Source organism: Rhodococcus sp. MEB032, from assembly GCF_030208925.1.
GTDB lineage: Bacteria > Actinomycetota > Actinomycetes > Mycobacteriales > Mycobacteriaceae > Rhodococcus_F > Rhodococcus_F qingshengii.
Map to the genome: position 1 here is coordinate 106,890 of NZ_JARVSY010000018.1, position 24,570 is coordinate 131,459.

26 protein-coding genes are annotated in these 24,570 nt (G+C 61.7%); 15 read left to right on the forward strand and 11 right to left on the reverse strand.

Features of this window, described 5'->3' with window-relative positions; translation table 11 throughout:
- The first annotated feature begins 35 nt into the window (after positions 1 to 35).
- From QRN54_RS20215 to QRN54_RS20230, 4 genes are all read left to right on the forward strand, one after another.
- On the forward strand, positions 36 to 1,205 hold the full coding sequence (locus QRN54_RS20215; RefSeq protein WP_064074987.1) for a glycoside hydrolase family 183 protein: 1,170 nt from the start codon (positions 36 to 38) through the stop codon (positions 1,203 to 1,205).
- Positions 1,206 to 1,227: 22 nt separating this feature from the next.
- Entirely contained in the window at positions 1,228 to 2,490 is a 1,263-nt protein-coding gene (locus QRN54_RS20220; protein ID WP_285182945.1) for a helix-turn-helix transcriptional regulator, read from the forward strand.
- Between the two features lie 148 nt (positions 2,491 to 2,638).
- Positions 2,639 to 3,727 (forward strand): S-(hydroxymethyl)mycothiol dehydrogenase, encoded by a 1,089-nt coding sequence (locus QRN54_RS20225; protein WP_007730860.1) that lies wholly within the window; start codon positions 2,639 to 2,641, stop codon positions 3,725 to 3,727.
- Positions 3,724 to 4,350 (forward strand): MBL fold metallo-hydrolase, encoded by a 627-nt coding sequence (locus QRN54_RS20230; RefSeq protein ID WP_285182946.1) that lies wholly within the window; start codon positions 3,724 to 3,726, stop codon positions 4,348 to 4,350. Before QRN54_RS20225 ends, QRN54_RS20230 begins: the two co-directional genes overlap by 4 nt.
- A gap of 49 nt (positions 4,351 to 4,399) precedes the next feature.
- On the opposite strand, the gene QRN54_RS20235 is transcribed toward QRN54_RS20230, so the two are convergent.
- From QRN54_RS20235 to QRN54_RS20245, 3 genes are all read right to left on the reverse strand, one after another.
- Positions 4,400 to 5,374 (reverse strand): phosphotransferase enzyme family protein, encoded by a 975-nt coding sequence (locus QRN54_RS20235; RefSeq protein WP_285182947.1) that lies wholly within the window; start codon positions 5,372 to 5,374, stop codon positions 4,400 to 4,402.
- A gap of 34 nt (positions 5,375 to 5,408) precedes the next feature.
- Positions 5,409 to 5,723 (reverse strand): hypothetical protein, encoded by a 315-nt coding sequence (locus QRN54_RS20240; RefSeq protein ID WP_285182948.1) that lies wholly within the window; start codon positions 5,721 to 5,723, stop codon positions 5,409 to 5,411.
- 183 nt (positions 5,724 to 5,906) lie between these two features.
- Complete coding sequence (locus QRN54_RS20245) at positions 5,907 to 6,398, reverse strand: Lrp/AsnC family transcriptional regulator (RefSeq protein WP_007730865.1); 492 nt, start codon at positions 6,396 to 6,398, stop codon at positions 5,907 to 5,909.
- Between the two features lie 137 nt (positions 6,399 to 6,535).
- On the opposite strand from QRN54_RS20245, the gene kynB reads away from it, so the two are divergent.
- The 3 genes from kynB to QRN54_RS20260 are packed head-to-tail and all read left to right on the forward strand — an operon-like array spanning position 6,536 to position 10,015.
- The gene (gene kynB, locus QRN54_RS20250) at positions 6,536 to 7,267 is read left to right on the forward strand and encodes an arylformamidase (protein ID WP_116057772.1); all 732 of its coding nucleotides are present in this window, start codon (positions 6,536 to 6,538) and stop codon (positions 7,265 to 7,267) included.
- Positions 7,264 to 8,529 (forward strand): kynureninase, encoded by a 1,266-nt coding sequence (gene kynU / locus QRN54_RS20255; RefSeq protein ID WP_285182949.1) that lies wholly within the window; start codon positions 7,264 to 7,266, stop codon positions 8,527 to 8,529. Before kynB ends, kynU begins: the two co-directional genes overlap by 4 nt.
- Positions 8,530 to 8,581: 52 nt before the next feature.
- Positions 8,582 to 10,015 (forward strand): amino acid permease, encoded by a 1,434-nt coding sequence (locus QRN54_RS20260; RefSeq protein WP_003943087.1) that lies wholly within the window; start codon positions 8,582 to 8,584, stop codon positions 10,013 to 10,015.
- Between the two features lie 13 nt (positions 10,016 to 10,028).
- Here QRN54_RS20260 and QRN54_RS20265 read toward each other — a convergent pair whose 3' ends face one another.
- Positions 10,029 to 10,715 carry a dienelactone hydrolase family protein gene (locus QRN54_RS20265; protein ID WP_019745675.1) on the reverse strand — a complete coding sequence of 229 codons (687 nt, stop codon included), beginning with the start codon at positions 10,713 to 10,715 and terminating at the stop codon, positions 10,029 to 10,031.
- A 56-nt stretch (positions 10,716 to 10,771) separates the two neighbouring features.
- On the opposite strand from QRN54_RS20265, the gene QRN54_RS20270 reads away from it, so the two are divergent.
- The 4 genes from QRN54_RS20270 to QRN54_RS20285 all read left to right on the forward strand — a co-directional run bounded on the left by QRN54_RS20270 (position 10,772) and on the right by QRN54_RS20285 (position 15,235).
- On the forward strand, positions 10,772 to 11,716 hold the full coding sequence (locus QRN54_RS20270; protein WP_083056406.1) for a D-cysteine desulfhydrase family protein: 945 nt from the start codon (positions 10,772 to 10,774) through the stop codon (positions 11,714 to 11,716).
- Positions 11,713 to 12,570, forward strand: a complete 858-nt coding sequence (locus QRN54_RS20275) for a helix-turn-helix transcriptional regulator (RefSeq protein ID WP_064443631.1) — start codon at positions 11,713 to 11,715, stop codon at positions 12,568 to 12,570. The genes QRN54_RS20270 and QRN54_RS20275 overlap by 4 nt, the downstream gene beginning before the upstream one ends.
- A 94-nt stretch (positions 12,571 to 12,664) precedes the next feature.
- Positions 12,665 to 13,648 carry an ABC transporter substrate-binding protein gene (locus QRN54_RS20280; RefSeq protein WP_030536016.1) on the forward strand — a complete coding sequence of 328 codons (984 nt, stop codon included), beginning with the start codon at positions 12,665 to 12,667 and terminating at the stop codon, positions 13,646 to 13,648.
- Positions 13,649 to 14,068: 420 nt separating this feature from the next.
- On the forward strand, positions 14,069 to 15,235 hold the full coding sequence (locus tag QRN54_RS20285; protein ID WP_285182950.1) for an alkane 1-monooxygenase: 1,167 nt from the start codon (positions 14,069 to 14,071) through the stop codon (positions 15,233 to 15,235).
- 36 nt (positions 15,236 to 15,271) lie between these two features.
- Here the strand turns inward: QRN54_RS20285 and QRN54_RS20290 are convergent, their stop codons facing one another.
- The gene (locus QRN54_RS20290; RefSeq protein WP_054827229.1) at positions 15,272 to 16,219 is read right to left on the reverse strand and encodes a nuclear transport factor 2 family protein; all 948 of its coding nucleotides are present in this window, start codon (positions 16,217 to 16,219) and stop codon (positions 15,272 to 15,274) included.
- A 2-nt stretch (positions 16,220 to 16,221) separates the two neighbouring features.
- Positions 16,222 to 16,860, reverse strand: coding sequence for an NAD(P)-dependent oxidoreductase (locus QRN54_RS20295; RefSeq protein ID WP_285182951.1), 639 nt, complete (start codon positions 16,858 to 16,860; stop codon positions 16,222 to 16,224).
- A gap of 167 nt (positions 16,861 to 17,027) precedes the next feature.
- Between QRN54_RS20295 and QRN54_RS20300 the strand changes: the two genes are divergently transcribed.
- The 3 genes from QRN54_RS20300 (at position 17,028) to QRN54_RS20310 (ending at position 19,357) form a co-directional block, all read left to right on the forward strand.
- A complete protein-coding gene (locus QRN54_RS20300; protein WP_285182952.1) occupies positions 17,028 to 17,999 on the forward strand; it encodes a serine/threonine dehydratase in 972 nt (323 codons plus the stop codon).
- Positions 18,000 to 18,057: 58 nt separating this feature from the next.
- Complete coding sequence (locus tag QRN54_RS20305; RefSeq protein WP_063315577.1) at positions 18,058 to 18,459, forward strand: hypothetical protein; 402 nt, start codon at positions 18,058 to 18,060, stop codon at positions 18,457 to 18,459.
- A 61-nt stretch (positions 18,460 to 18,520) separates the two neighbouring features.
- Positions 18,521 to 19,357: a DUF1206 domain-containing protein gene (locus QRN54_RS20310; protein ID WP_003943056.1), complete on the forward strand. Its 837-nt coding sequence runs from the start codon at positions 18,521 to 18,523 to the stop codon at positions 19,355 to 19,357.
- Between the two features lie 19 nt (positions 19,358 to 19,376).
- Here QRN54_RS20310 and QRN54_RS20315 read toward each other — a convergent pair whose 3' ends face one another.
- The 3 genes from QRN54_RS20315 to QRN54_RS20325 form a co-directional block, all read right to left on the reverse strand.
- Positions 19,377 to 20,684, reverse strand: coding sequence for a serine hydrolase domain-containing protein (locus tag QRN54_RS20315; protein ID WP_285182953.1), 1,308 nt, complete (start codon positions 20,682 to 20,684; stop codon positions 19,377 to 19,379).
- An 82-nt stretch (positions 20,685 to 20,766) separates the two neighbouring features.
- Positions 20,767 to 21,504 (reverse strand): SDR family oxidoreductase, encoded by a 738-nt coding sequence (locus tag QRN54_RS20320; protein ID WP_050655985.1) that lies wholly within the window; start codon positions 21,502 to 21,504, stop codon positions 20,767 to 20,769.
- Positions 21,501 to 22,205, reverse strand: coding sequence for a TetR/AcrR family transcriptional regulator (locus QRN54_RS20325; RefSeq protein ID WP_054782167.1), 705 nt, complete (start codon positions 22,203 to 22,205; stop codon positions 21,501 to 21,503). Before QRN54_RS20325 ends, QRN54_RS20320 begins: the two co-directional genes overlap by 4 nt.
- A gap of 175 nt (positions 22,206 to 22,380) precedes the next feature.
- On the opposite strand from QRN54_RS20325, the gene QRN54_RS20330 reads away from it, so the two are divergent.
- Complete coding sequence (locus QRN54_RS20330; RefSeq protein ID WP_285182954.1) at positions 22,381 to 23,154, forward strand: DUF4190 domain-containing protein; 774 nt, start codon at positions 22,381 to 22,383, stop codon at positions 23,152 to 23,154.
- Between the two features lie 13 nt (positions 23,155 to 23,167).
- Here the strand turns inward: QRN54_RS20330 and QRN54_RS20335 are convergent, their stop codons facing one another.
- Together QRN54_RS20335 and QRN54_RS20340 are read right to left on the reverse strand one after the other, a co-directional pair.
- Positions 23,168 to 23,716 carry an SMI1/KNR4 family protein gene (locus QRN54_RS20335; RefSeq protein WP_285182955.1) on the reverse strand — a complete coding sequence of 183 codons (549 nt, stop codon included), beginning with the start codon at positions 23,714 to 23,716 and terminating at the stop codon, positions 23,168 to 23,170.
- A gap of 99 nt (positions 23,717 to 23,815) precedes the next feature.
- A partial coding sequence (locus QRN54_RS20340; RefSeq protein ID WP_285182956.1) for an HNH endonuclease signature motif containing protein occupies positions 23,816 to 24,570 on the reverse strand: 755 nt, incomplete at its 5' end.

The window sequence follows — 24,570 nt, forward strand, 5'->3', positions numbered from 1 at the left end:
CGTAGAGTCCGGATCTCCCCCGCGAAAGGGGAGCGATGCGCCGGATGCGGAAGATATCGACAGCAGCAGTGACGTGTGTACTCGCGTCGACCGCGGTCTTGGGGGCGACCCAGGCCAATGCATCCCCGTGGGATTGCAATGTCACCGGGAGCTTGGATCAATCAGGTGGGCCGACCAATCCGATTCCCTGGCTCAACGGCACGGATGGCAAACTGCCGGAATTGCAAGGCCGCACCTCGGCGGTCGAGTACATCACGGGCGCGCTGAGCCCCAACCAAACCGTCGAGCGGTTCAACGTTCTCGGCACGGATCTGGGCATCATGTGGGACAACGGCGCAGGTCAGGTCCTGACAGCTTTCGGTGACACCGTCGGTATCGGATCTGACCCTCTGTGCTCCGGGGTGGTCGGCGACTGGCGCAGCAACGTCCTGTTCCGTAGCTCGGACGGAAATCTGTCCGACGGCATGAACATCGACTCCTCACCGACCGACCGACCGAATCACTCGCGCGAGATCATTGGAAGTCTGAAAGTCACCGGCGTCGAAACCAGCAGCATTCCGACGACGGGTATCTCCGTGGGCGGCGTTCAGTACGTCAACTACATGTCGATACGTTCGTGGGGAGGGTCGGGCGAGTGGGTCACCAACTTCTCGCAGATCGCGTCCTCGCACGACAACGGTGAGACCTGGCAGATCGAACCGGCCTCGTCCCGGCCCAATCTGCCGTTGACAGGTAACGACAACTTCCAGATGGGGTCCTTCGTCAAAGACGGTGGTTACGTCTACAACTTCGGCACCCCCGCCGGACGCTTTGGCGAGGGGCGTCTCTCGCGAGTCAAGGAAGCCTCCATCGCGGACGTCGCGGCGTACGAATACTGGGACGGAAAGGCATGGGTCCCCAACAATCCTGCTGCCGCTGCAGTAGTTCTCGACGGGGATGTCAGCGAACTGTCGGTGCAGTACAACAACTATCTCGGAAAGTTCGTCGCGATGTACTCCAACGAGTGGGGAGCGCTGGTGCTGCGGACGGCCTCGGACCTGACCGGCCCGTGGAGCGCACCGGACGTCGTGATCGGCACCGACGAGGTTCCGGGACTCTACGGCGCGTACATGCACCCCTGGTCGCAGGGGCAGGACCTCTACTTTCTCGCCACCACGTGGTCCGACTACAACGTGATGCTCATGAAGACCACGCTGCACCAGTGAACCGGATGGTTATCGTTGAACGGTGAGCACCACCGACAATGCGCTACTGATCACCGCCCTTCGAGACGTGTTGGTGGGACCACTTCCCGAAATCGGCCGACGATTTTCGACGCTGATCGCGGACATGGCGCCGCACACCTCTCTGGTGATCTTCACCCGTGAGTGCACCGGTAGGCCGCGCAAGGTTGCCGGGGATCCAGCTGTCGTCGATCGTGTGACCATCGCCGAACTCGACCGTATCCGCACGGATCTCACTGTCGGACAGATATTTCGGGGAAAATGCGCTATCGCCGGCCGGGACCGTGAAGTGCTCGCGATGCTCGATCGAACAGACACCCTACTCGTGCTGACGCCGCACCCCGGACCGGTGAAGGCGGCATCCCTCGAATTGATCCAGGCACTGTTCGCGGTGACTGCAACCGGAATTCAGCTCCAGGTGCGGAACGCGAGTCCGGCATATCTCGCCGAGTCGCGGGCAGCGTCGTCCGAGCGTGCACGCACCGTGGCAGAGATGACGGAGGTGCATGCGGCCACCCTCGAGACGATGCTGGCGACGCTGCGCTCGGCGGATCTCGACGACACGCGTGCTCGAACCTCGGCCAGGGAGACTGCGGCTTCGGCCCTGATCGGCCTGCGTTCGGCCGTCGACGTGCACCGCGAGTTGGCCGAGGAGTCGACCACCACCGCTTTTGCGCGGATGCGTGGGGAATTGCGTTCGCTGCTCAAGCATCGGGAAATCGCGTTGGAGTTGGTGGAGCCACCCGTCGACGGGCGTGGGTTACCCGGTGAAGTGGCGCACGGCGCCCGCGCGGTCGTCCGCGGCGCGGTCTTGGCCTTGTCGGATCAGCAGACGCTCTCGCGAATCCGGGTGGCCTGGACCCTCGACGCGGCTTCGCTCTCGATCGACATCCGCGACGACGGTGGTGGTGAAGCCGATGTGATCGACGTGGAACGCCAATTACGTTCGAGGGTAGAGACTTTGGGCGGAACCGTCGAATCCGAGTCGACGCCCGGGTGGGGGAACCGGATCAGCACAACCATCCCGCTCGACGCCCCAGTCGCGCTGCCGAACCGCGACGTACTCACCGAACTGGCACCGCGGGAGTTCGAGGTACTCGAGCATCTGGTGGCCGGACGGCGCAACAAGGCAATCTCGGAGCGACTCGGCGTCAGTGAGAGCACAGTCAAGTTTCATGTTGCCGGGGTCCTGCGGAAATTGGGCGTCGAGAGTCGGGGTGCGGCGGCCGCCGCGGGCGCCGAGGCCGGCGTGAAGCCTGCACCCTAGTCCTTTCGGCCAGGTCGGTCAGTCAGTTCGACCAGGGTTGCGGGCACCTACTTCGGGCTAACCTTTCAACGAGTGCACATATCGCAATGTGAAAACACGGCGCCATGTGACGACACGTCCTCAATCGCACGAAGCCAGGAGCAAAGCCATGCCACAGCAGGTACGCGGCGTCATCGCCCGATCCAAGGGTGCCCCCGTCGAAATCGTCCCCATCACGATCCCCGATCCCGGCGCCAACGAGGTAGTGGTCGCCATTGCAGCGTGCGGTGTGTGCCACACCGACCTGACCTACCGCGACGGCGGAATCAACGACGAGTACCCGTTCCTGCTCGGGCACGAGGCGTCGGGCATCGTCGAGAGCGTCGGCCCCGGTGTCACTCACGTCGAGGTGGGCGACTTCGTCGTGCTCAACTGGCGTGCAGTATGCGGGCAGTGTCGTGCGTGTAAGCGTGGCCGCCCGCAGTACTGCTTCGACACGTTCAACGCCGAGCAGAAGATGACGCTCGAAGACGGCACCGAACTGACGCCGGCACTCGGCATCGGCGCATTCGCAGACAAGACGCTCGTTCACGAAGGCCAGTGCACCAAGGTCGACGCCTCGGCCGATCCGGCTGTCGTCGGACTGCTCGGTTGCGGCGTCATGGCCGGCATGGGTGCCGCGATGAACACCGGCAACGTCGGACGCGGTGATTCGGTGGCCGTGATCGGGTGTGGCGGCGTCGGCGACGCAGCGATCATGGGTTCACGCCTGGCCGGTGCCAATACGATCATCGCCATCGACCGGGATCCACGAAAGCTGGAGTGGGCCACGGAACTTGGTGCCACGCACACGATCAATGCCACCGAGGTCGACGACGTCGTCGAAGCGGTCCAGGAGCTGACCGGAGGTTTCGGCGCCGACGTGGTTGTCGACGCAGTCGGCCGTCCCGAGACCTGGAAGCAGGCGTTCTACGCCCGCGACCTCGCGGGAACCGTAGTGCTGGTGGGAGTTCCGACGCCGGACATGAAGCTGGAAATGCCGCTGGTGGACTTCTTCTCGCGCGGCGGAGCCCTCAAGTCGTCGTGGTACGGCGACTGCCTGCCCGAGCGTGACTTCCCCGTTCTGGTCGACCTGTACCAGCAGGGGCGTCTGCCGCTCGAGAAGTTCGTCAGCGAGCGCATCAAGCTCGACGAGGTCGAGAAGGCATTCGAGACGATGCACCGCGGCGAGGTCCTTCGTTCGGTGGTGGTCCTGTGACATTGCGAGTCGATCGCGTCGTCACCTCGGGTACGTTCAGCCTCGACGGCGGAACATGGGACGTCGACAACAACATCTGGCTGATCGGTGACGACAACGAAGTGGTGATCGTCGACGCAGCTCACACCGCGCAGCCGATCATCGACGCTATCGGTGGACGCAAGGTGATCGGAATCGTCTGCACCCACGGCCACAACGACCACGTCACCGTTGCGCCGGAGCTGGCCGAGAAACTCGACGCTCCGATCTACCTGAACCCGGCCGACGATGTCCTCTGGGAGATGACTCACCCCGGGGTGAAGCATCTGAGCTTGGAAGATGATCAGCGTATTGCTGTGGCGGGTACGGACATTCTGGCCATCCACACACCGGGCCATTCCCCGGGGTCGACCTGCCTCTACCTGCCCGAGGCGGGGGAACTGTTCAGCGGCGACACCTTGTTCTCCGGTGGACCCGGCGCAACGGGGCGGTCGTACTCAGACTTCCCGACCATCATCGGGTCCATTCGCGACAAGCTGTTCGCGCTCCCCGCCGAGACCAAGGTTCACACCGGTCACGGCGACGGCACGACGATCGGTACCGAGGCGCCGCATCTCGAAGAATGGATCCGCGCCGGATCCTGATGTGATCAGAAGCGAAGTGGGGACGCCGGTACCGGCGTCCCCACTTTTGTCACAACGCTGATGCCCAACCGGCGGTGTCGTTCTCACCCGGGATTGCCGTCAGGCCGTGCCACAGTTCGAGGATCTCGAACCATTCTGTCTCGGATCGGCTGAGGGGACGGACGGATTCGTAGCCGGCGCGCAGGCTCTGCCGTACCGCGATCGGTGTCGGTCGCCAATCGGTGAACAGGGTGCCCAGATAGACGCTTGCCTTGGCCAGGTCGCTCACCCGGTGGTCGATCACCACGTCGTCGAAGTCGAGTACTCCGGTGGTCCGAGAGTTTCGAGTCAAGATGTTGGCTGCACGGAAGTCGTTGTGTACCAGTTGAGTTTGGTCATCGAGCTCGGACGCACGCGCCAGGAGGCCCACGAGCCTACGCGTTGCCTCAGGCGCGAACCCGCGGTCGAAATTCTCGAGCCAACCACCGATGCGCTCCTTCAACCCGGTGCTGCGCGACGAGAAAACCGATCCGTCGACATGGGTGGCGCCGAGCGTTCGGTGTATTTCTGCCAGACATGCTCCTGCCGAACGGACCGCCGCGCGGTCCTGCACGTCCAACCAATCTCCCGCCAACTCCGGCAGTACGGTGAATGACACTGCGCACGAAGGCCCTTCCAGTGTTTTCCGGTCCAACAGTGTTTCCCGGTCCAATCCGTTCAGGGACGTGATTGGTGACGGAACGGGCATGCCCTGCGCGGCGAGTGCGCTCAGTAGGCGCGTCGACGCCTCCAGGTTCGCGAAGCGCTCTGTGGCGCGCGACCACTTCACCACCAGCCCACCGCGGTCGCTCGCAACCCACACGATCGCGTTCTGGTCACTGATCGCCATTCGCGAGCACTCGAGGGCCGTCAACCCCCAAGTCTGCTCGAGTACCGCCGAGACCCAATGGGTGGCTGCGCCAAAGCTGTTGAATCCGAATCGCTCCTCCAGAGCGGCTTCCGGCTCCACCGACTCCCAGAGCATGGACAACCCGAGTGGCAACATGCTGTCCGACTTTAGTGGGATGAACACAGTCATCTCATGCGTCAAGAGCAGGTTTGCCCGATTGTGTAGCTGCGTTTTCGAGCATCTCGATTCGGTTGTTGAGCCGCTCGATCGTCATACGCACACTCCAGATGAGTTCGACGAGGCTTTCCTGCATGACGGGGATGCCCATGATGTCCGACAACTGGCGCCACAGCGCCATAGTCGACTTTCGATGGGAATCGTATGTGACTTGTAGCGCCGCCAACTGCACCTCTGCGGGTACTTGATCCTTGACATGCGAACCGAAGGGTGGGGGTTCCTGGTCAACCCACGGCGACCATCGCGATTGGACTTCTGCCTCCGTCATCTTGGACAGTCTTTCCAGTATCTCGCGGCATGCGGCGGGTGAGGAGAACACCGTTTCGAGGCATCGGTGGTAGTCCGGGGGTTGCATTTGCTTGTGTTCCGACATTGATCAGCGCTCCGCGTACTCCGTCCGGAGACGAAGGTTACGAGAGTACACCGAATCGGCCTTGGCGACAGCTGCAGTTCAGCCGCCTTGACTCAGTTCGCTGAAGATCAGGTTGGTCTGGGTATTGGCGATGGCCGGATCGTTGAGGTGCGCGCTGACGAAATCGCGAAGCCGAGTGGGGGATTCACACGACACGTGTACCAGGAGATCACGGTCCCCACTCATCAGGAACACTCGCTGAACGGAATCCAATCCGCTCAGGTGCTCGGCAATTTCCGTCATCCGGCTCCTGGCGTGGGAGTGAATCAGAATCGACACCATCGCCGAGATCTCGAGGCCGAGTAGCTCGAGGTCTATGTCTGCGTGAAACCCCTTGATGACGCCCGATTCGCGTAGCGCACGCATCCGCGCCAGAGCGGTCGACGGCGCTATCCCGACCTTCTCGGCGAGTGCATTGTTGGGGATGCGTGCATCCCGGACGAGTTCGCGGAGAATCGCTGTATCGACGTCGTCGAGCCGAACATGATTCGGCCGAGCTGCGGCAGCTGCCCGTTCGATCGCATTTATCATCCGATTTCTCCCTGCCGTCGCGAAAATATTCAGCATCTATTGACCGCGCCCGTCGATGATCCTAGCTTTTGCCAAACACATCGAATTATCAAACGGTCGAGATCGACACAGTCGACTGTTGCGACGAAGGGGTCTGGATGCTTCCGAGGATCGGCCGACACGCGGGCGACGGACACACGGGCGACTGGAGGGCGCGGTTGATCGACATCAGCCCGCCGATCTCCGAATCGACGCCCGTGTGGCCAGGCGATACCGCCTTCACCCGCGCTGTCACGTCCGACCTCGGCGGCAGTGACGCCGTCACCATCAACCGAATCACCACCACTCCGCATATCGGTGCTCACGCCGATGCGCCGGCGCACACTCGCATCGACGGCGCGACCATTGGTTCCGTTCCCCTCGATCCCTATCTCGGCGAAGCACTGGTGGTCGACATGACGGGGGTCGACGGTGCCGCCTGCATCAGGCCCGTCGAAGAGACGGTGGAGCGACTCGGCGGACATCTGCCGCAGCGGCTGATTCTGAGGACATACCCGAAGTACCCGCGCGAGTGGGACAACGACTTCGCCGGTGTATCTCCGGAGCTGACCCACTGGTTCGCCGACCGCGGTGGAGTTCTGATCGGAATCGACGGCGCCTCGTTCGATCCGATGGACAGCAAGACCATGGACGGGCACCACGCGGCAAGCGATCGTAGCGTCGCGATCCTCGAAGGACTTTGCCTCGACGACGTCGACGAAGGCTACTACGAGTTGATCGCACTGCCGCTGAAGTTCCTCGACCTCGATGCCAGCCCGGTACGGGCCGTGCTCCGGACTCTGCCTTCATCACCCTCAACGCCGACACATGCAGGAGAAGAATCGTCATGACATCGACAGCCACACTTTCGTTGGAAGACTGCGTCAAGGCCGACGCAGTGGATCCCCTGAGGGAGTTCCGCCGCGAGTTCGCGATTCCGGAGGGCGTTCTCTACTTCGACGGAAACTCGCTCGGCGCGCGTCCCATTGCCGCGCAGGAATGCGCCGCGAGAGTGATCGGCGACGAGTGGGGCAACGGCTTGGTTCGCAGTTGGAACGAGGCTGGATGGTTCGACCTCCCGGTCCGCCTCGGTGACAAACTTGCCCCGTTGCTGGGAGCAGGTGAAGGCGAAGTGGTAGTGACGGATTCGACGTCGATCAACCTGTTCAAGGCATTGGCCTCTGCGCTGTCCATCGCGGCTGCTCAGGATCCCAGCCGGAAGGTGATCGTCTCCGAGCGCGACAATTTCCCCACTGACCTCTACATTGCGGAGGGCATCATCTCGCTGCTCGATCAGGGATACGAACTACGCCTGATCGACCAACCGGGCGACCTCACCGAAGCAGTAGGACCGGACACCGCCGTAGTGATGTTGTCGCACGTCAACTACCGCACCGGAAACCTGTATGCGATGACGGAAGTCACTGCAGCAGTGCAGGAACGTGGCGCCCTCATGATCTGGGATCTCGCACACTCGGCCGGCGCCGTCACTGTCGATCTGAGCGGTGCCGACGCCGACTTCGCGGTGGGGTGTACGTACAAGTACCTCAACGGTGGTCCGGGTTCACCTGCATTCATCTGGGTCAACCGTCGCCATCAGAACACCGGAATCCAGCCGCTGTCCGGGTGGTGGGGGCACGCGCGACCATTTGCGATGGAGTCGGCCTACGAACCCGGCGCAGGAATACGACGGTTTCTGAGTGGTACTCAACCCATCACGTCGTTGTCACTCGTCGAGTGTGGTCTCGACGTCATGCTCAAAGCTGACATGGCCGACATCCGCAGCAAGTCGCTCGCGCTGGCCGATCTCTTCATCAGCCTCGTCGAGGAGCGTTGCGCTGCTTACGGTTTGGAGTTGATCACGCCGCGCGAACACGAGCGTCGTGGATCGCACGTGAGTTTTGTTCATCCCGAGGGCTATTCCATCATGAAGGCTCTCATCGCGCGGGGCGTCATCGGCGACTACCGCGAACCCGGAGTGCTGAGGTTCGGTATCACTCCGCTCTATCTCGGATACGCCGACGTGTGGAACGCCGTCGACGTGTTGCGAGACATCCTCGAGAACAAGTCCTGGGATCGCCCCGAATTCCGCGAGCGCGACGCAGTCACCTGATTCTTCCAAGTTTCCGCGGACCGGGAGGTACCGCCTTTCGCAAGGAGCTTTCATGAGTGATTTCAAAAACATTCAGCAGCGAGAATCAGGTCTCAAACGCGAACTCGGCCCCAAGCAGATGAGCATGATCGCGCTCGGTGGTGCAATCGGCACCGGACTCTTCCTCGGCAGTAAGTTCGCCATCGGATTTGCCGGCCCGAGCGTCATCATCAGTTACGCGATCGGCGGGTTGATCGCCCTGCTGCTGATGGGCGCCCTCGCCGAAATGACTGTCGCGCATGCGACATCGGGTTCGTTCGGTGCGTACGCAGAGTTCTACGTCGGACCGTTGATCGGCTTCCTCGTTCGCTATCTCTACTGGTCGTGCATCGTCCTCGCGGTCGGTACCGAGGTCACCGCAATCGGTGAATATATGCAGTTCTGGTTCGCCGACGTACCGTCATGGCTGTGGATCGTGTTGTTCTCCGGGGTGCTGATCGGCGTGAACATGTTCAACGTCAAGGCCTTCGGAACGATGGAGTACTGGTTCTCGACGATCAAGGTCTTCGCGATCGTGGCATTCATCGTGATGGCAGCATACGTAGTGTTCGGTAGCGGGAACCCGGACTACGGATTTCACAACTACACGGCCGGTGGCGGATTCTTCCCGAATGGTTTGTCCGGCATGTGGTTTGCCGTGATCGTATCGATCTTCAGCTACTTGAGCATCGAGATGATCGCCATTGCAGCCGGTGAGGCGGAAAACCCCGCGGTGGCGGTGAAGAAGGCGTTCCGTGTGACGATCGTCCGACTGTTCGTCTTCTACATCGCAACGCTTGCCCTGATTCTGGCAATCGCTCCGATGGACAAGATCTTGAGCGGCGGAAGTCCCTTCGTCACGGTGATGCAGGTTGTGAAGATTCCGGGCGCAGACAGTGTGCTGAACTTCGTGGTGATCATCGCCGCGCTGTCCGCGATGAACAGTCAGCTGTACGTGTCTTCGCGAATGATGTTCTCGCTCTCCCGTGCTGGTGACGCGCCGGCCATTCTCGGCAAGGTCAGGGCCAACGGCTCACCGGTCAATGCCTTGCTGCTGTCGACGTCGGGTATCGCCGTCGCAACCATCGTCTACGTGCTCTTTCCCGAGCAGGCATTCACCTTGATGATCTCGCTGTCGATGTTCGGGGCGATGGCGACGTGGCTGCTGATCTTCGTGACGCACTGGTTCTTTCGCAAGCGGATGGCAAGCGAAGGACGAACCCTCTCGTTCACGATTCCGTTCTTCCCGGTGGGGACGATACTGGGTGGTGTCCTCATGGTCGCGATCCTCGTCACGACATTGTGGGTCGAGGATTTCAAGATGACCTTGGTGTTCGGGGTGCCGTTTGTTCTTGCCGTGATCGGCATCTACTACTTCACCCGATCACGTCGGGCGCAGAGTCGAGCGGTAACGGCTGAACAGGTTCAGGACGAGATCACCGGCACGGTGGTCAAGCGGGTTCCCTGACTTACATTGGCAATCACAGGGTTTCGGCGAAAAACTCCATAGTGCGGGTCCAGGCGAGGGCAGCAGAATCCGGGGCGTAGTGGCTGGTCGAAGTGTCGTTGTTGAACGCGTGGCCGGCGTCGGCATAGCGGTACACCCGGGCGAGATCGGACGCGGTTGCGCGCAATTGCTCGACGCTCTCCGGCGGGATACTCGGATCGAGGTCGCCGTAGTGACCGAGCCACGGGACCTGCAGTTGCGCTGCAAGTTCGGTGCCTGCGGCAATCCCATCCCATCGGGCTTCTGCAACGCCGCCACCGTAGTACGTGACAGCGGAATCGACGAGGGGTACGGCGGCACACCACAGGGATGCGGTGCCGCCCATGCAGAATCCGAGGGAGCCGACTTTGTCTGCTCCCTCGGATCGGCTGTAGTCGACGGCGGCACGTACGTCGTGGCCGATGCTTGTGCTGTCGAGTGCCATGAGCGCATCCTTCGCGGACGGGAAGTCGGTGAAGGAGGTCTGTGCGCCGCGGTGGTAGAGATGCGGGGCGACGGCAAGGTAGCCGGCATCGGCGAGGCGTTCGAGGATGCTCTCGATGTGTTGGTTCACGCCCCACGCTTCTTGGAGAACTACTACCGCATGTCTCGGTTCACTCGGCGAATCCGGTCGGCTGACGGTCAGCGGTACATCACGTGTGGTCGTCGTGAAAGTTCCCATGTCCCGACTGTATGCGAGCCCAGCCTGTAGGTGCACGGTCGAACTAGACTCGTCAGATGTTGAGTTCCGCCGTTCCGCCGATCAGCTTGGGCAGTTGGCCGACGCCCGTCGAACCTCTGGCGCGTTGCGCGCAGGCACTCGGATTGGGGCCGGAAGATCTGTGGATCAAACGTGACGACGTCACCGGCCTGGGCGGCGGCGGCAACAAGATCCGAAAGCTGCAGTACACCTGCGCTCAGGCTTTGGCCGTCGGCGCGACGACTCTGATCACTACCGGTGCGCCGCAAAGCAATCACGCTCGCTTGACTGCGTCGGCAGCAGCCCGTTTGGGATTGCGTTGTGTGCTGGTGCTCGGTGGTGCCGAGCCGGAATCCGCGCAGGGAAATCTCGTTCTGGATGCACTCGCGGGCGCTGAGATCGTCTGGGCCGGTGGGGACACGGCATCCGCGCTCGACGCCGCGGTGCAGGCCGTCGCGGACTCGGGCGGTGTACCTTTTGTCATTCCCTTCGGTGGTACCAGCGCGGTGGCTGCGCAGGGATACGTGGACTGCGCACGCGAGATCGAACAGCAACTCGCCGGCGTCGATCGCGTCGTGGTTGCACTCGGATCGGGTGGAACGATGGCAGGCCTTGTCGCGCATCTGGGCGTCGACAGAGTTGTGGGCGTCGACGTCGGGGCTGTTGCCGACCCGGTGTCGACTGTCGCTGGGTTGTTGGACGAGATGCCTGGTCCGACCGTGCGAGCCGCAGATCTTCAGATCCTGCGAAACCAAGTTGGACAAGGATATTCGACGCTCACGGAAGCATCAGCCGGCGCGATCCGATGTTTGGCTCGTACTGAGGGCATCTTCCTCGACCCGACGTACACCGGCCGAGCCTTTGCGGGATTGATCCAACTCGTGAAGGACAAAGCCATCACGGCGGGATCAAAAACGGTCTTCCTGCACACCGGTGGGTTGCCTGGCCTGTTCGGACATCCCGAACTGTCGACGCTGCGGTGAGCGAGCAGATCGACTACCCGCTCAGCAGTCCGCTCGACGAACTGTCCGAGTGGCAACGCGTAGTGCGACCGCTGCGCGTCAGTGCCGACGGGTATCTGCGTTTGGCGACCAATCGGCTGTCAGTCGACTCCGACTACACGTGGGAGATGCACCGCCACAGCGATCACGAATTGCTGTGGGCGATCGACGGTGTTCTCGAGGTCCGTACTCCGGAGACTGTGTACACGGTGCCGAGCGGGGTCAGTCTGTGGATCCCGTCCTATGTTCCCCACGAGGTGACGGCGCGTAGCGGCACAGAATTGTCGTGCACGTGGTTGGTGGCATCCGATGTGACCGGGTTGGATCGTGTGGTGGCCTTGTCCACCCCTCCGCTGCTCGAACAAGTACTCGATCACCTCACCCGAGACGACTTGACCGACGCGGCTCGTCGACGAGCCGAGGCGTTTGCCATCGACCTCGTCGAACCTGTTCCGCGACTGATTTTCGATGTGCCGCTGCCGACGACGCCGTGGCTTCGGCAGATCGCAGATCAGTTGGTTGCCAGCCCGGCCGACACCCGATCGGTCGAGGAGTGGGCCACCGACGCGAAGGTCAGTACGAGGACACTCACACGAAGGTTTCCGGCCGAGACCGGATTGACCTTCTCGGAATGGCGTATGCGATTGCGGGCTCATCACGCGATGCAACTTCTGGCACTCGGTCGAAGCATCTCGTTTGTGGCGCGGAAGACGGGTTTTCGTTCCGAAAGCGCGTTCGGTGCGGCTTTTCGTCGAACGATGGGCGTGACACCGGGGGAGTTTGCAAGCCTGATCGATCATCCGCGCGCGCCAATGACCGATTGGCTACAGGACTAGTCCGAACAGCGACTCAAAGCATCTCGATCGGACTTGTGCCGTGCCGCAGAATGAACTTAGGGTTGGCTAAACAATCACCCTGTAGGAGTTCTGCGTGCGCGCAATTCGATCATTTTCTTTCGGTTCCAGAGTCATCGCAGCGGCGGCGGTTGCCGTCGTAGGTGCGATGGTGGTGACCGGCTGTTCCTCGTCGTCGGCCGACTCCGAGCAGACGGACGTCCGGACCGTCGCGTCGGCGTACGGGGACATCGAGGTGCCGGTTTCACCTGAGCGCGTCGTCGCCGCGTCGTACGACACTCCTTGGCAGCTCATGTCTCTCGGAGTGAAACCGGCTGCTGTGCAGGACTACGGCAAGTGGATCAGTGAATTCACGCCGGAGCAGCAGGCCTTCGTCGACGGGCTCCCGACCATCGGGCCTTTCGGGGAAATGAACTTCGAAGCGATCGCTGCGGCGGATCCCGACATCATTGTCGGCGACGCCGACGAGGTGGACCAAGCGGCGTTCGACCGTCTGTCCGGTATTGCACCCACCGTCATCGTCAAGGGAGAGAGCCGAGGCGACTGGAAGAAGATCACCACCGAGCTTGCTGAGGCAATTGGCAAGACCGACGTGCTCGAGTCGACGCGGACTGCTTACGAAGAGAATCTCGAACGTGTCCGTGGCGAGTACGCCGACGTGATCGCGACCAACAAGTGGATTCACATTTCACTCGGAGACGCGCCCGGCGCTTTCTCGGTTCAGCAGCCCACCGGTGCGATCGGCAATTTGGTGGTCAACGAACTCGGATTGGCGTACGGGCCCGGTGTTCCGACCAATTACACCGATGCCGGATACGCGTCCTATCCGATGGAGCAGTTGGCCGACATCCTGAACGGCGTGACGGTCGTGCTGTATCCGCTGAACGCGGACGGGTCGACCAGTGCGGCGGTTCAGGCGGTCCTCGACGACAACCTCTTCACGAGGCTGCCGGCGGCGCAGGCCGGGCACGTCTTCGGATTGCAGTCGAGCGTCACAGACTTCGTGACCGCGAACGGTTGGCTGAACGAAGTGAAAACGAAGGTGTTTGCAACGCTCTGACGCTTGCTCACCTTTTCACTGCGTGCCCGCAACTGACCAGTTGAGGGCGCGCAGTCTTTTTGGTCGCCACTACGAGCGGAAATCCTGTCCTCTGCTTATGATTTCTGTCACTGCCGGTTACCGTTACTTCGACGAGGGCGACGCGGTTCGACCTTGCCTTGGCAGGGATCATCGATCCTCGGCGACGTGCGGAGGTGGTCGCCATCCCCGCAGATCCGTGGGGTATTTTGTCCGTATCTACTGTCGGGGTGAGCAGTGATGTGCGGGGGAGTTTTTGGTGAGTACAAGCGCTCGTGCCGTCTTTCGAGCAGGGCGCTCTGGATTTCGGGACCATACCCGTCCGGACATTAGTTCTGGTTTGCTGAGCGTGAACGGTGCGTGGGGCGAATCGTTCGAGGGGACGAAAGGCGAGATCGGCGAATGACAGCGACTTCCGACGCACGGCGTACCGAATCGAACGCTGGCCAGAACACCGACTCGCCGTCCGGCGAAAATCCGCGCTGGCGCGACCGCAAGAGGTACCTGTGGCCGCTCGGATTGCTGATTCCACTCAGCCCGTTCATCTCCTGGTTTCTCGTCGACAACCTTCGTCTCGGATTGTTCTGGGCGACCGGCGCGTGGCTACTGGTCATCGTCATCCCGATCATCGACATGCTGGCCGGTGAAGACGGCGAAAGTCCGCCGGACGATGCGATCCCACGACTGCAGAAGGACCGCTACTACCGCTGGTGCACTTACGCGTTCCTCCCCTTGCAATACGCCGGTCTGGTCTTCGCCTGCTGGTGCTGGATCAACGCTCCGATGGGAATCGCGGAGAAGATCGCGATGTCGTTCACGGTGGGCGTCGTCGCCGGCGTCGGTATCAACGCGGCCCACGAGCTCGGCCACAAGAGCGAGAAGATCGAACAGTGGCTCGCGAAAGTGGCGCTTGCGCAATCTCTCTACGGGCACTTCTACGTGGAACACAATTTCGGCCACCATGTGCGTGTAGCGACTCCGCAGGACCCGGCCAGCTCACGGTTCGGTGAGAGCTTCTGGAGGTTCTTGCCACGAAGTGTGTTCGGCGGCCTGCGTTCGGCATGGCGCATCGAGAGCGCTCGACTCCAGAGGAAAGGCAAACGAACCTGGAGCTTCGAGAACAATATTCTCAACGCTTGGGCGATGAGTGTTGTCCTCTTCGCGACGCTGATCGGTATCTTCGGTTGGGAGGTCGCGCCCTGGCTCCTGCTGCAGGCAGTTGCCGGATTCACCTTCCTCGAAGCCGCGAACTACCTCGAGCATTACGGCCTGCTGCGTGGCAAGCGTGCCGACGGCTCGTACGTTCGCTGCAGCCCCGCTGACAGTTGGAACAGCGATCACGTCGTGAGCAATCTGTTTCTCTACCAACTGCAGCGGCACAGCGATCACCACGCCAACCCGAAGCTGCGGTACCAAAGTCTGCGTAGCGCGGCCGAAGCGCCGCAACTTCCGGCCGGCTACGCAGTGATGATCGTGATCGCGTGGATTCCACCGCTGTGGCGCCGGGTGATGGATCAGAGATTGTTGGACTACTACGACGGCGACACAGAACGAATCAACGTCGGCTGATCCGCATCCCTCTCTGAACTGTTCGGAGTTGTCGTCTCAGCGACCGTCGTCCCACACGGTGTTGCCGCTTGCAGTCGTCGACGGGTAGTCCTGGACGGCGTCCCAATGCTCGACGATTTTGCCGTTCTCGTCGAATCGGAAGATGTCCATCGAGCCGCTGCCGGCCGTTCCCTCACCGGACGAAGCGAAGGTCTGAACAAAGACGAAGTCGCCCTCGGCTACCGTCCGTGGAAACTTGGTGGCCTTGTCTCCGGTAACGGGTTCGATCCCGGCCAGTGCGGTGACAAATGCGTCCTTGCCGTCAGCGAACGAGGGGTTGTGCTGGGTGTAGGTCGGACCGACCAGCTGGTCGGCAGCCTCGGCGGCTTTGCCTTCGTTGAAGGCGAGCTGCAGGAACGTCAACGCGTTGGCCGTGTTGCGCTCCAAGACTTCTGACGACTTGGACGGCGACGAGGTGGGTCCGTCGAACATCGTGTTCGGATTCGCGGACGTTTCCGGCACGTCTTGAATGGCATCCCAGTGTTCGACGATCTTGCCGTTGTCGACGCGGAAGATGTCGAATACCGCCTGGCCGCGGTCGCCGGGTGCAGACGTGGTGTGGGACTGGAGGGCAACCAGATCGCCCTCGGCGAAAACGCGAGTGATCTCGGCATGCAATCCGGGTGTGGCCTCGACGTAACCGCCTATGCCGCTGACAAATCCGGCTGCCCCATCGGCGGCGGTGGGGTTGTGCTGGATGTAGACGTCGCCAAGGTACCGGTCGGCGGCTTGCTGTACCTGACGGCCGTTGAACGCCAGTTCGTAGAAGTCCGTGACGACGGTCCTGTTGGATTCGAGTTGATCGCCCTGTTCGGCAACAACGCTCGTGGACGTCGTAGAACTGCTGGGCGTTGCGGATTCCGCGTCGTTGGAGCACGCAGTGAGCAGGAGTGCGGCGGCAGCGGGAACAGTCATCCAGGCTGCGCGCCTACGAAGGTTGCTCATGTTCAGTGTGCGACGGTGAAACGCTGGCGACGGTGGGCCGGAGTCTCGATCTCGTCGACAAAAGCGTGTGCGTAGTCTTCGCCCGCGATGGCGGAGTTGCCCTCGGCGTCCGTCAGAAGGATGTCGCCACCCACCTGGAAGGATCCCTTCGGAGCGACGCCGGCATGGGCGCCGAATGCTGCGGCCGGGCTCACGTAGAACCAGTCGACATTGCTGTCGGTCGCGCGGAGCGCATCGAGGACGTCGGCGTGAGCGAGTGCCTCACCCTTGTATGCGTCCGGGAAGTCGGGGGTGTCGACGACGCGCGGCCCACCCTCGGAGACCAACAGGCTGCCGGCGCCACCGACTACGGCAATGCGAGCACCGTTGCGTGCGGCGGCATCTGCGAGGGGAGTGACGGCGTCGAGCAGGCGCTTGCCGTCGATCTCGCGAGCGGGGATGGCAACGACAACGACGTCGTTGTCTGCCGTGATCTGCTCCACGATCGTGTTGTCGTGAACAGAACCCTGCACGACATTCGTGTCGGTTCCGCACTGCGCGCTGCGAGCGACGACGGTTACCTCGTGGCCGCGTGAAGCGGCTTCTTTCGCGATTGCGCTTCCTGCAAAACCGTTTCCACCGAATACTGCGATCTTCGACATGGGGTGTGCCTTTCCTTGATGTCGTCGTTGTGCTTGTAGTAGTAAATTTATTCACCCCGAGGTGCATTGTCTCGGTCAGATGCGGGCATTCCTTGGTGAAAAACAGACATCATGATGACGATGGGCCGACTGCTTCGGGTCGACGTTGCGAACCGTAGGGTTGGTACATGACTCTCACCGCCGACAACAATGCAGGTCCAGTGGCAATCGAGCGCTCGGACGTCGAAGCTGCGCGGACTCGTATCGCGGGACTGGCGCGGCGTACTCCGAACTTTCGCACTGCGCTACCGACGCCACAGGGTGAGGTACCGGTTCTGTTCAAGCTCGAGTACCTCCAGCACGGCGGTTCCTTCAAAGTGCGCGGCAGTCTCAATGCAGTGGAACGAGCGGTCGCCGACGGCACCATGCCCGATGCCGGCGTAGTGATCGCGTCTGGCGGCAACGCTGCAATCGGGGCAGCGTGGGCAGCGCGGCGACGAGGACTCACCTGCACAGTGGTGGTGCCGGAGACAGCGCCTGATGCCAAGGTGAAGGCTCTCGGAGAGTTGGGTGCAACCGTTCACAAGGTAGGCGACCGGTATGCACTCGCTGCTGCCGCTGCGGCGGACATCGCACGCACCAGCGGTGCGCTCGAACTGCATGCCTACGACCTGCCCGACATCGTCAGTGGGGCCGGCACCATCGCTCTCGAGCTCGAAGACGACGCATCCGGACCGATTACGTATTGCGTTGCAGTCGGCGGCGGCGGATTGGTCTCTGGAATCGTCGCGGCGGCTCGTCCCGAAGATCACGTGGTAGCCGTCGAGCCGACCGGGGCTGCCACCTTGCGCACCTCGCTCGATGCGGGGCGTCCGGTGGATATCGAAGTAAACAGTATCGCCGGAGACTCGTTGGGGGCTACACGAATTGGTGCCATCGCCTGGGAGACACTGCATGAGAGTTCGGTAGACAGTGTTGTGGTCGAAGATGATTCGATCCGGCAAGCGCGGGCATTCCTGTGGCGGGAGTTCCGGATTCTGGTGGAGTTGGGATCCGCAGCAGCATTGGCTCCGGTTCTGAACGGAACGGTGTCGCCGCCGTCCGACGGTGAACTGTGCGTGGTTCTATGCGGAGCCAACACACGTCCGACCGACCTGTAATTTCAGCGTATTTGTTTGCCTGCGTGTGAGAAAGTCGCAGGTGGGTACCTCTCGCAGTATGAGTACCAGCAGCATTATCTGGATAATTGTTGCCGTGGTCGTGGTGATAGCGATCGTGGCCGCACTCCTGTGGGTGGCGCGAAACAGGCGTGACGAGCGTCGTCACATCGAGGCAGAACAGATCCGCGAAGACGTCGCAGACAAGTCACTGCAAGTAGGCGAGCGCGAGGCGCGGGCAGAAGAGACAGCAGCCAAAGCGCGCATGGTGCAGGCTGAGGCCGACGCCAAAGCGGCGGAAGCGTCTGCGCTGCAACATCATGCAGCGCAGCATCGGAAAGAGGCGACGAGTTCTCGCGACGAACTGAACCAGCAACGAGATCATGCAGACGCGATCGACCCCAAGGTTCCCAACCCCGAAGAACCGCGGTCGACGCCGGATCAGAACCCTCGAAACCCTTGATCTCGAAACACTTGATGCAGGCGTTCGAGGGAAGCGTCTGCCCATATATGGTTCGACGATCATGATGAATAAAGAATCGTCTCCGCACGACCAGAAGAGCGTCGCGTCCACGGCGGCTGACGTCGCACAGAACAATGTCTTCGAGCGCTTTGCCCGTGCCGGATTCGTCGTCAGCGGTGTGGTTCATCTGCTGATCGGATATATCGCGATCCGCCTTGCTCTCGGTGGATCCGGGTCTGCGGACCAATCGGGTGCGATGGCCGAGTTGGCAGGAAAGCCAGGGGGTGTCTTCGCTCTGTGGGTCGGCGTCGTGGCCTTCCTTGCCATGGCGTTGTGGAGATTGGCCGAAGCTGCGTTGGGAAGCTCGTCGTCGCCGTCCTCTGACGACAAGAAGAAAGAGTTCTTCAACCGCGCAAAGGCTCTGGGCATTTCGCTCGTCTATTTCGGTTTTGCTTTCACTGCATTCGGATTCGCCCGCGGTAGCGGGAAGTCCAGCAGCGGTCAGAGTGCGGGGATCACGGCGCGTTTGATGGAGAACACGCTTGGAACTATCGCATTGGTGATCGGCGGGATCGCGATCATCGCCGTTGGTGTGTACCACGTGTACAAGGGCGCGAGCCAGAACTTCCTCGATGATCTGAAAGGCACACCCAGCAACTTCGTGCGCCGACTCGGAACCGTCGGGTACGTCGCCAAGGGCTTGGCCATCGCTGCAGTCGGCATTCTGGTTCTTCTTGCGGTCAACAGTTCCGAACCCGGCAAGTCCTCCGGACTCGACGGAGCGTTCAAGACGCTGGGCGCGCAGCCGTACGGAGTGGCGCTGCTGATCCTTGCCGGATTGGGCATCATCACCTACGGGCTCTACTGCTTCGTGATGGCGCGCTCGACGAAGATGTAGCGCCTGTAGGCAAGTGGGCCTATCCGAATGACCCGGTCTGGAAGCCGACGTCGCTGCCCGACGAACTTCCCGTCGAGCTACCGAATATGGGTCGTCTCGGAACCAGATCATGCATCAGGTTCACGGCTGCAGGGTCGATCATCGCCGCATTTCCACCGTTCGCCAGAATCGTGATCGACCAGCCGCTGTCGGGAACCAGCAGGGTGATGCAGTTGGATCCCGAGCTGTCTCCGTTTTTCTTGGCGAACCGTTGTGGGAAGTTCGGCGTCGGGGGTTGGAGCTGCCACGCCATTCCCATTCCGAATGCAGGATTCTCCGGAGCTTGCGTGTCGATCTGCTCGAGCATCGAGGTCAGGACTGGTTTGAGCGGGTTGTTTCCGTAGCCGAGAGTTGTTGCAGCCCAAATCGACATGTCCTCGGCGGTGCTGACCAGCCCACCCCCTCCTGCGATCGCACCCGTGTTGTTCCACAGAGGCGCTCGTGTGCCGTCGAGGTGGTACGGAACGGCAAGGTCGGTTGCTTTGGTCTCGATCACGGTACCCATCATCCCGAGCGGGTCGGTGATTTCGCGGGCGACTGCCGCCGCGAATGGTGGCTTCTCTTGTCCCGGAATGATTTTGTCGGCCATGAATGTGCCGAGCAGTCCGAACCCGAAGTCCGAGTACAGCCAGTGGCTACCGGGGGCGAACTCCAAGGCGCCGGCGTCTTGGAGTCCTTTCCAGAGCATATTTCTGGTGTACTTCGCCTTCTCGTCCGTGCACGATCGTGTGGGATCGGCACACCCCGCCGAAAGATTGGGCGGGTCGTCGCTCAGGCCGGAACGGTGGGTGACCAGTTGGCGAAGCGTGATCTCCTCGCCGCCGATGCCTTTCGGCAGCGGGTTGCCATCCGAATACTTGCTCGCCAGGTCGTCCAATCCGACTTCTCCCCGAGCGATCAGTTTCGCCAGTAGTGCAGCGGTGAAGGTCTTGGTCTCCGAGGCGATCTCGAATTGCGTTCGTGGAGTGACTCTCACGCCGTTTTCGACGTCGGCCTGGCCGTAGTGGTACGTAGTGGTGACACTCGCCTTGCGGTTCGTCTCATCCGGTTTGACGATAGCGAAGGCAAGGCCGGGAACGCCGCTGTTCAGCAGTGTCTCTGCGACGCGTTGCACCGCTTGGGCTTCAGCAGGATCGCCGACCCGCGAACCTGGATTGGGTGCCGTGGGGCCGGCGGCGCCGGCGGTCGAGGAGGTCGCGAGGGTTATGACCGCGGTTGCCGCCAGCCCTGCAACGCTGATGAACTGTCGTCGTGACGTCCGGGCGGACCCTCGATCCTGGTTATCCATTGTTTGCACATTACAACCAAAGTCGACTGGTTTGACTGTTTTGTCGGAATTGCCAAGGTGTGGTCCTTAGGCGATGGTTTCGCTAGATCACGCCGCCGTTGACGTAGATGACCTGGCCATTGACCCAACGAGCTGGGCCGGCGAGAAATGCGACAGCCTCCGCGATGTCCATCGGTGTGCCGAGGCGTTCCAGGGGAGCCAGCTTGGACAGGTTCTCCACTGTAGCTTCGTCTTTCCCGTCAAGGAACAGATCGGTGGCCGTGGGGCCTGGGGCTACGGCGTTGACCGTGATATCGCGTCCCCGTAGCTCTTTCGCGAGAACCAGAGTGATCGCGTCGACAGCACCTTTGGTGGCGGCGTACGCGGCATAAGTCGGAAAAGCCAGCTTCTTCACGGAGGTGGAGAAATTGATGATCGCACCACCGCGCCGGACACGTCTGGCTGCCTGCTGGTCGACCACGAAGGTCCCTCGGACGTTGGTCCGATGCATCCGATCGAAATCGTCGAAGTTCAGTTCTGCGACGGTGGAGAGAATCATGATTCCGGCTGCATGGACGACGACGTCGATGCCCCCGAACTCCTCCTCGACCGTATCGAACAGTGTGGCGACTTCACCTTCGTCGGCGACGTCCGCATGCACCGCTATGGCGCGACCGCCCGCAGCGACGATGGCGTCAGCTGTTTCCTGGGCGCGTTGAATGTTTCCTGAATAGTGCACGGCGACAGCCATTCCGTCGGCGGCGAGCTTCTCGGCAGTCGCTCGCCCGATGCCGCCGGAAGCGCCAGTGACGATGGCGACGCGGGTGGTGGTGTCAGTCATGATGTAACTCCTGAACTGGTTTCGGTTGCATCGGACAGCTTGCGAAGCCACTCTCGTAGTAGGCCGACTTCGTTGGCGGAGAGAGAAGTTGAATCTGCGGCGGCCAGTTGGGCGTCGAGAGTAGATGCAACTCTGTTGAGTGAGGTTTCCGGGTGGACGCCGGATTCGTCGATGATGGACGCGAAGATTCCGTCGCGAACTCGCTGTGACAGCGTCGGATCGGGGTACTGTTCCGGCCTGACGACGAGCATCAGAGCGACGCCCGCATTGGCGGACATCACCATCTGCGTAGCCACGTCGACCGATACGGTCAGAACACCTGCCGCAGCGCATCGTTCGAGAACGGATCGAAGTAGCGCCTGAGCCTGCAGGGCGGTGTCGGCGCTCTGGGCGGAAGGTGAGTGCATCAAGCGGTAGTGAGCGGGATGCGCGAGCGCGAAGGCGGTGTGCGCATCCCAGCCGGCCCGTAGATCGGCAACGGGGTCATCGGAAGGTGTCGCAGCGCGTTTACCTTCGAGGTATTCGAAGAAGCCCGCCTCGACGACGGCTGCGAGCAGACCGTCCTTGTCGCCGAACTGACGGTAGAGCGCGGGGGCGCCGACGCCGGCCATCTCGCACACGGCGCGGGTGGATATGTCGCCGTTGGGGGAGGTGTTGAGCAGCTCGGTTGCCGCGGCCAGAATCTTTGCTCTCGAACCCATGGAAACAACGCTAACACAAATATGTAATCGTTGCTATCGCCGGTTTGGTCGTGCGAACGAACTACAGACGCAGGCGCCAGAACTTGATCAGATGAGTGAGCCGGTCCGGCCACGGTTCTGTGTGGAGTGACAGCTAGAGCCGTTCTGTTCTCACACTCTGAACGAAGGAATCCTGGTGATCGACTCGGAAACTACTGTTGCGCAGAATAATTCGCATTCCGGTTATCTGGGGTGGATTCTGCGGGTCATCAGTGTCGTGGCGTGCGCTGCGGTTGCAACGGTCGTTGTCTCGCTGACGCTCGGGCCGCCATTCGCGCGGGCCTGGGCACAGTGGGTTGCTCGTCATCTAGGTGGGGACTTCGAGACGGGAGTCGTTGTCGGATTTGTGACTGGGCTTCTAGGCGCCGCTGTGACTTTGTTTGCAGCGCTGATGAGTTCGTTGGCGTGGCGGCGTCGCGGTGGCCCGGCATTGTCGCTTGGTGTCGGTGCCATTGCCATGCTTGCCGTTATTCCTGGCGCAGTGAATTTGAGTATCGCGGTCGGTGCAGCAGGATCCGGTGTGAGGGCGGCGGGGAGGATCCTCGACGTCGACGGGCCGGCGTTTCGTGGAGCCTGGATAGCCGGATCTGTGGCGGGGCTGTTGCTGTATATGGCCGCGGCGCTGCTGTTAGGGAGGAGCCTTCGTTCGACGTTCGGGCCTGTCAGGCAGGTGGCGGCACCGCTCCCTGGGGTGGTCGGCGGCACGAATGCCTTGGCCATCGTTGCACTCGCACTTGGAATCTTCGGTGGGGTTCTTGCCATTCCAGTGGGTCATGTGGCGCTGAATCAAATTCGCCAATCCGGCGAAAGTGGGCGTGGGTTGGCAGTGGCCGGCCTCGTTCTCGGTTATCTGTCGCTGATCGTCATCGTAGGTTTCGTATTAGTGGCTGTGTCCGCGGCGTATCGGTAGTTCGGATCGCGCATCAGAGCGGGATCGGTGAGAGGGGTTCGATGTCGTGGTCGCGAGGTCCGAACAGGCCCAGAGCCCGGGTGCGAATGGACGGTAGTACTTCGTAGAGGCTCCCGCCGAGGCGGTGGAGGGAGTTGAACGAGCGCGATTCCCAAACCGGAAACTCTCCGTCAGCGCCGCGGGATGCTGTGTCCCACAGCAGAGCGTCACCGTTTTCGCTCCATCCGAAAACCTGCAGCGAGTCAGGGAGTGACCAATCGCCGTCGGGTTCGATCATCCAATCGAACTCGTCATCCCGTCCTTCTCTGTAGACCGAATGAAGATGGGCGGTGAGGTTGCGGGCGCGCCCTTGCCAGCCGTCCGCAAATCCGGGAAGGACGGGCGGATAGATGAGCCAGAGTCCGAAGGTCCGCGCCCAACCTGCGTGCCTGATGAATGCGCGATATGAATCGGGGAAGCCCTGCCGGTCGGGAAATCGATAGGAATCCATAAGGGCAAAATCGATATGCGCGAGCGTCGGTCGGCCGTCTACCGTCAGCGCGTTGGTTCCCTGTGCAAACACACCCTCAACGCTAGCAATAGGGGATACCGTGCCGCCCTTTCCGGCTATCGAAGCATGCCGGAATGGGTCACCGAGGCGTGTGCTCGGTGACCTCCGGGTTCAGAGTCGTGTGGTGGAGCGGAGGGGTTTCCGGTCGGGGTCGATGCCCGGTGGTGGGATGAACCAGGGCAGGTGATCGGTGCCCATTCGGATTTCCCATTGTCCGGTGAATTCGGGTTTTCGGTGCATCAGGGTGTGGTGGGTTCGGCAGAGTAGGACCAGGTTGTCCATGACGGTTGGTCCTCCTTTGGCCCAGTGTTTGATGTGGTGGGCGTCGGTCCAGGCGGGGACGCAGTCGCAGCCGGGGAAGGCGCATCCTTTGTCTCGGGCGATCAGGGCGGTGCGTTGTGCTGCGGTGACAAGCCTTTTGAGTGGGGTGACGTCGAGTGGGGCGCCGTTTTCGTCGAGGAGGACGCTGGAGAGCATGCAGTCGCAGGCGATCATGCGGGTGCGGCCGACGCTCAGTGGTCCCATCCAGGGCATGTGGCCGACATCGAGATCTTGTTTGTCGAGATCGTGAAAGTCGAGATCGAGCATGCCGGGATCGTCGTCCTCGGACGGGGCAGGTGTTGAGCCATCACTCGTTGTGGCGCATTCACGGTGGTAGGCCAGGTCTTTGGCGTTGATGTGCACGTTCAGGTGTGGGCGTTGGCCGCCGTCGATGCCGGTGGCAGCGTTGTCGAGGTAGCGTCGGATGAGTTCTGCCATGGCGTCTGCGTTGCGTGTGGCGGCGGGTCGTTTGTCGGGTGTGCCGTCTTCGGCGGGGGTGGGCATGGAGAGGTTGGAGAGGGCGGAGAGAAGCATTTCGCCGGTCA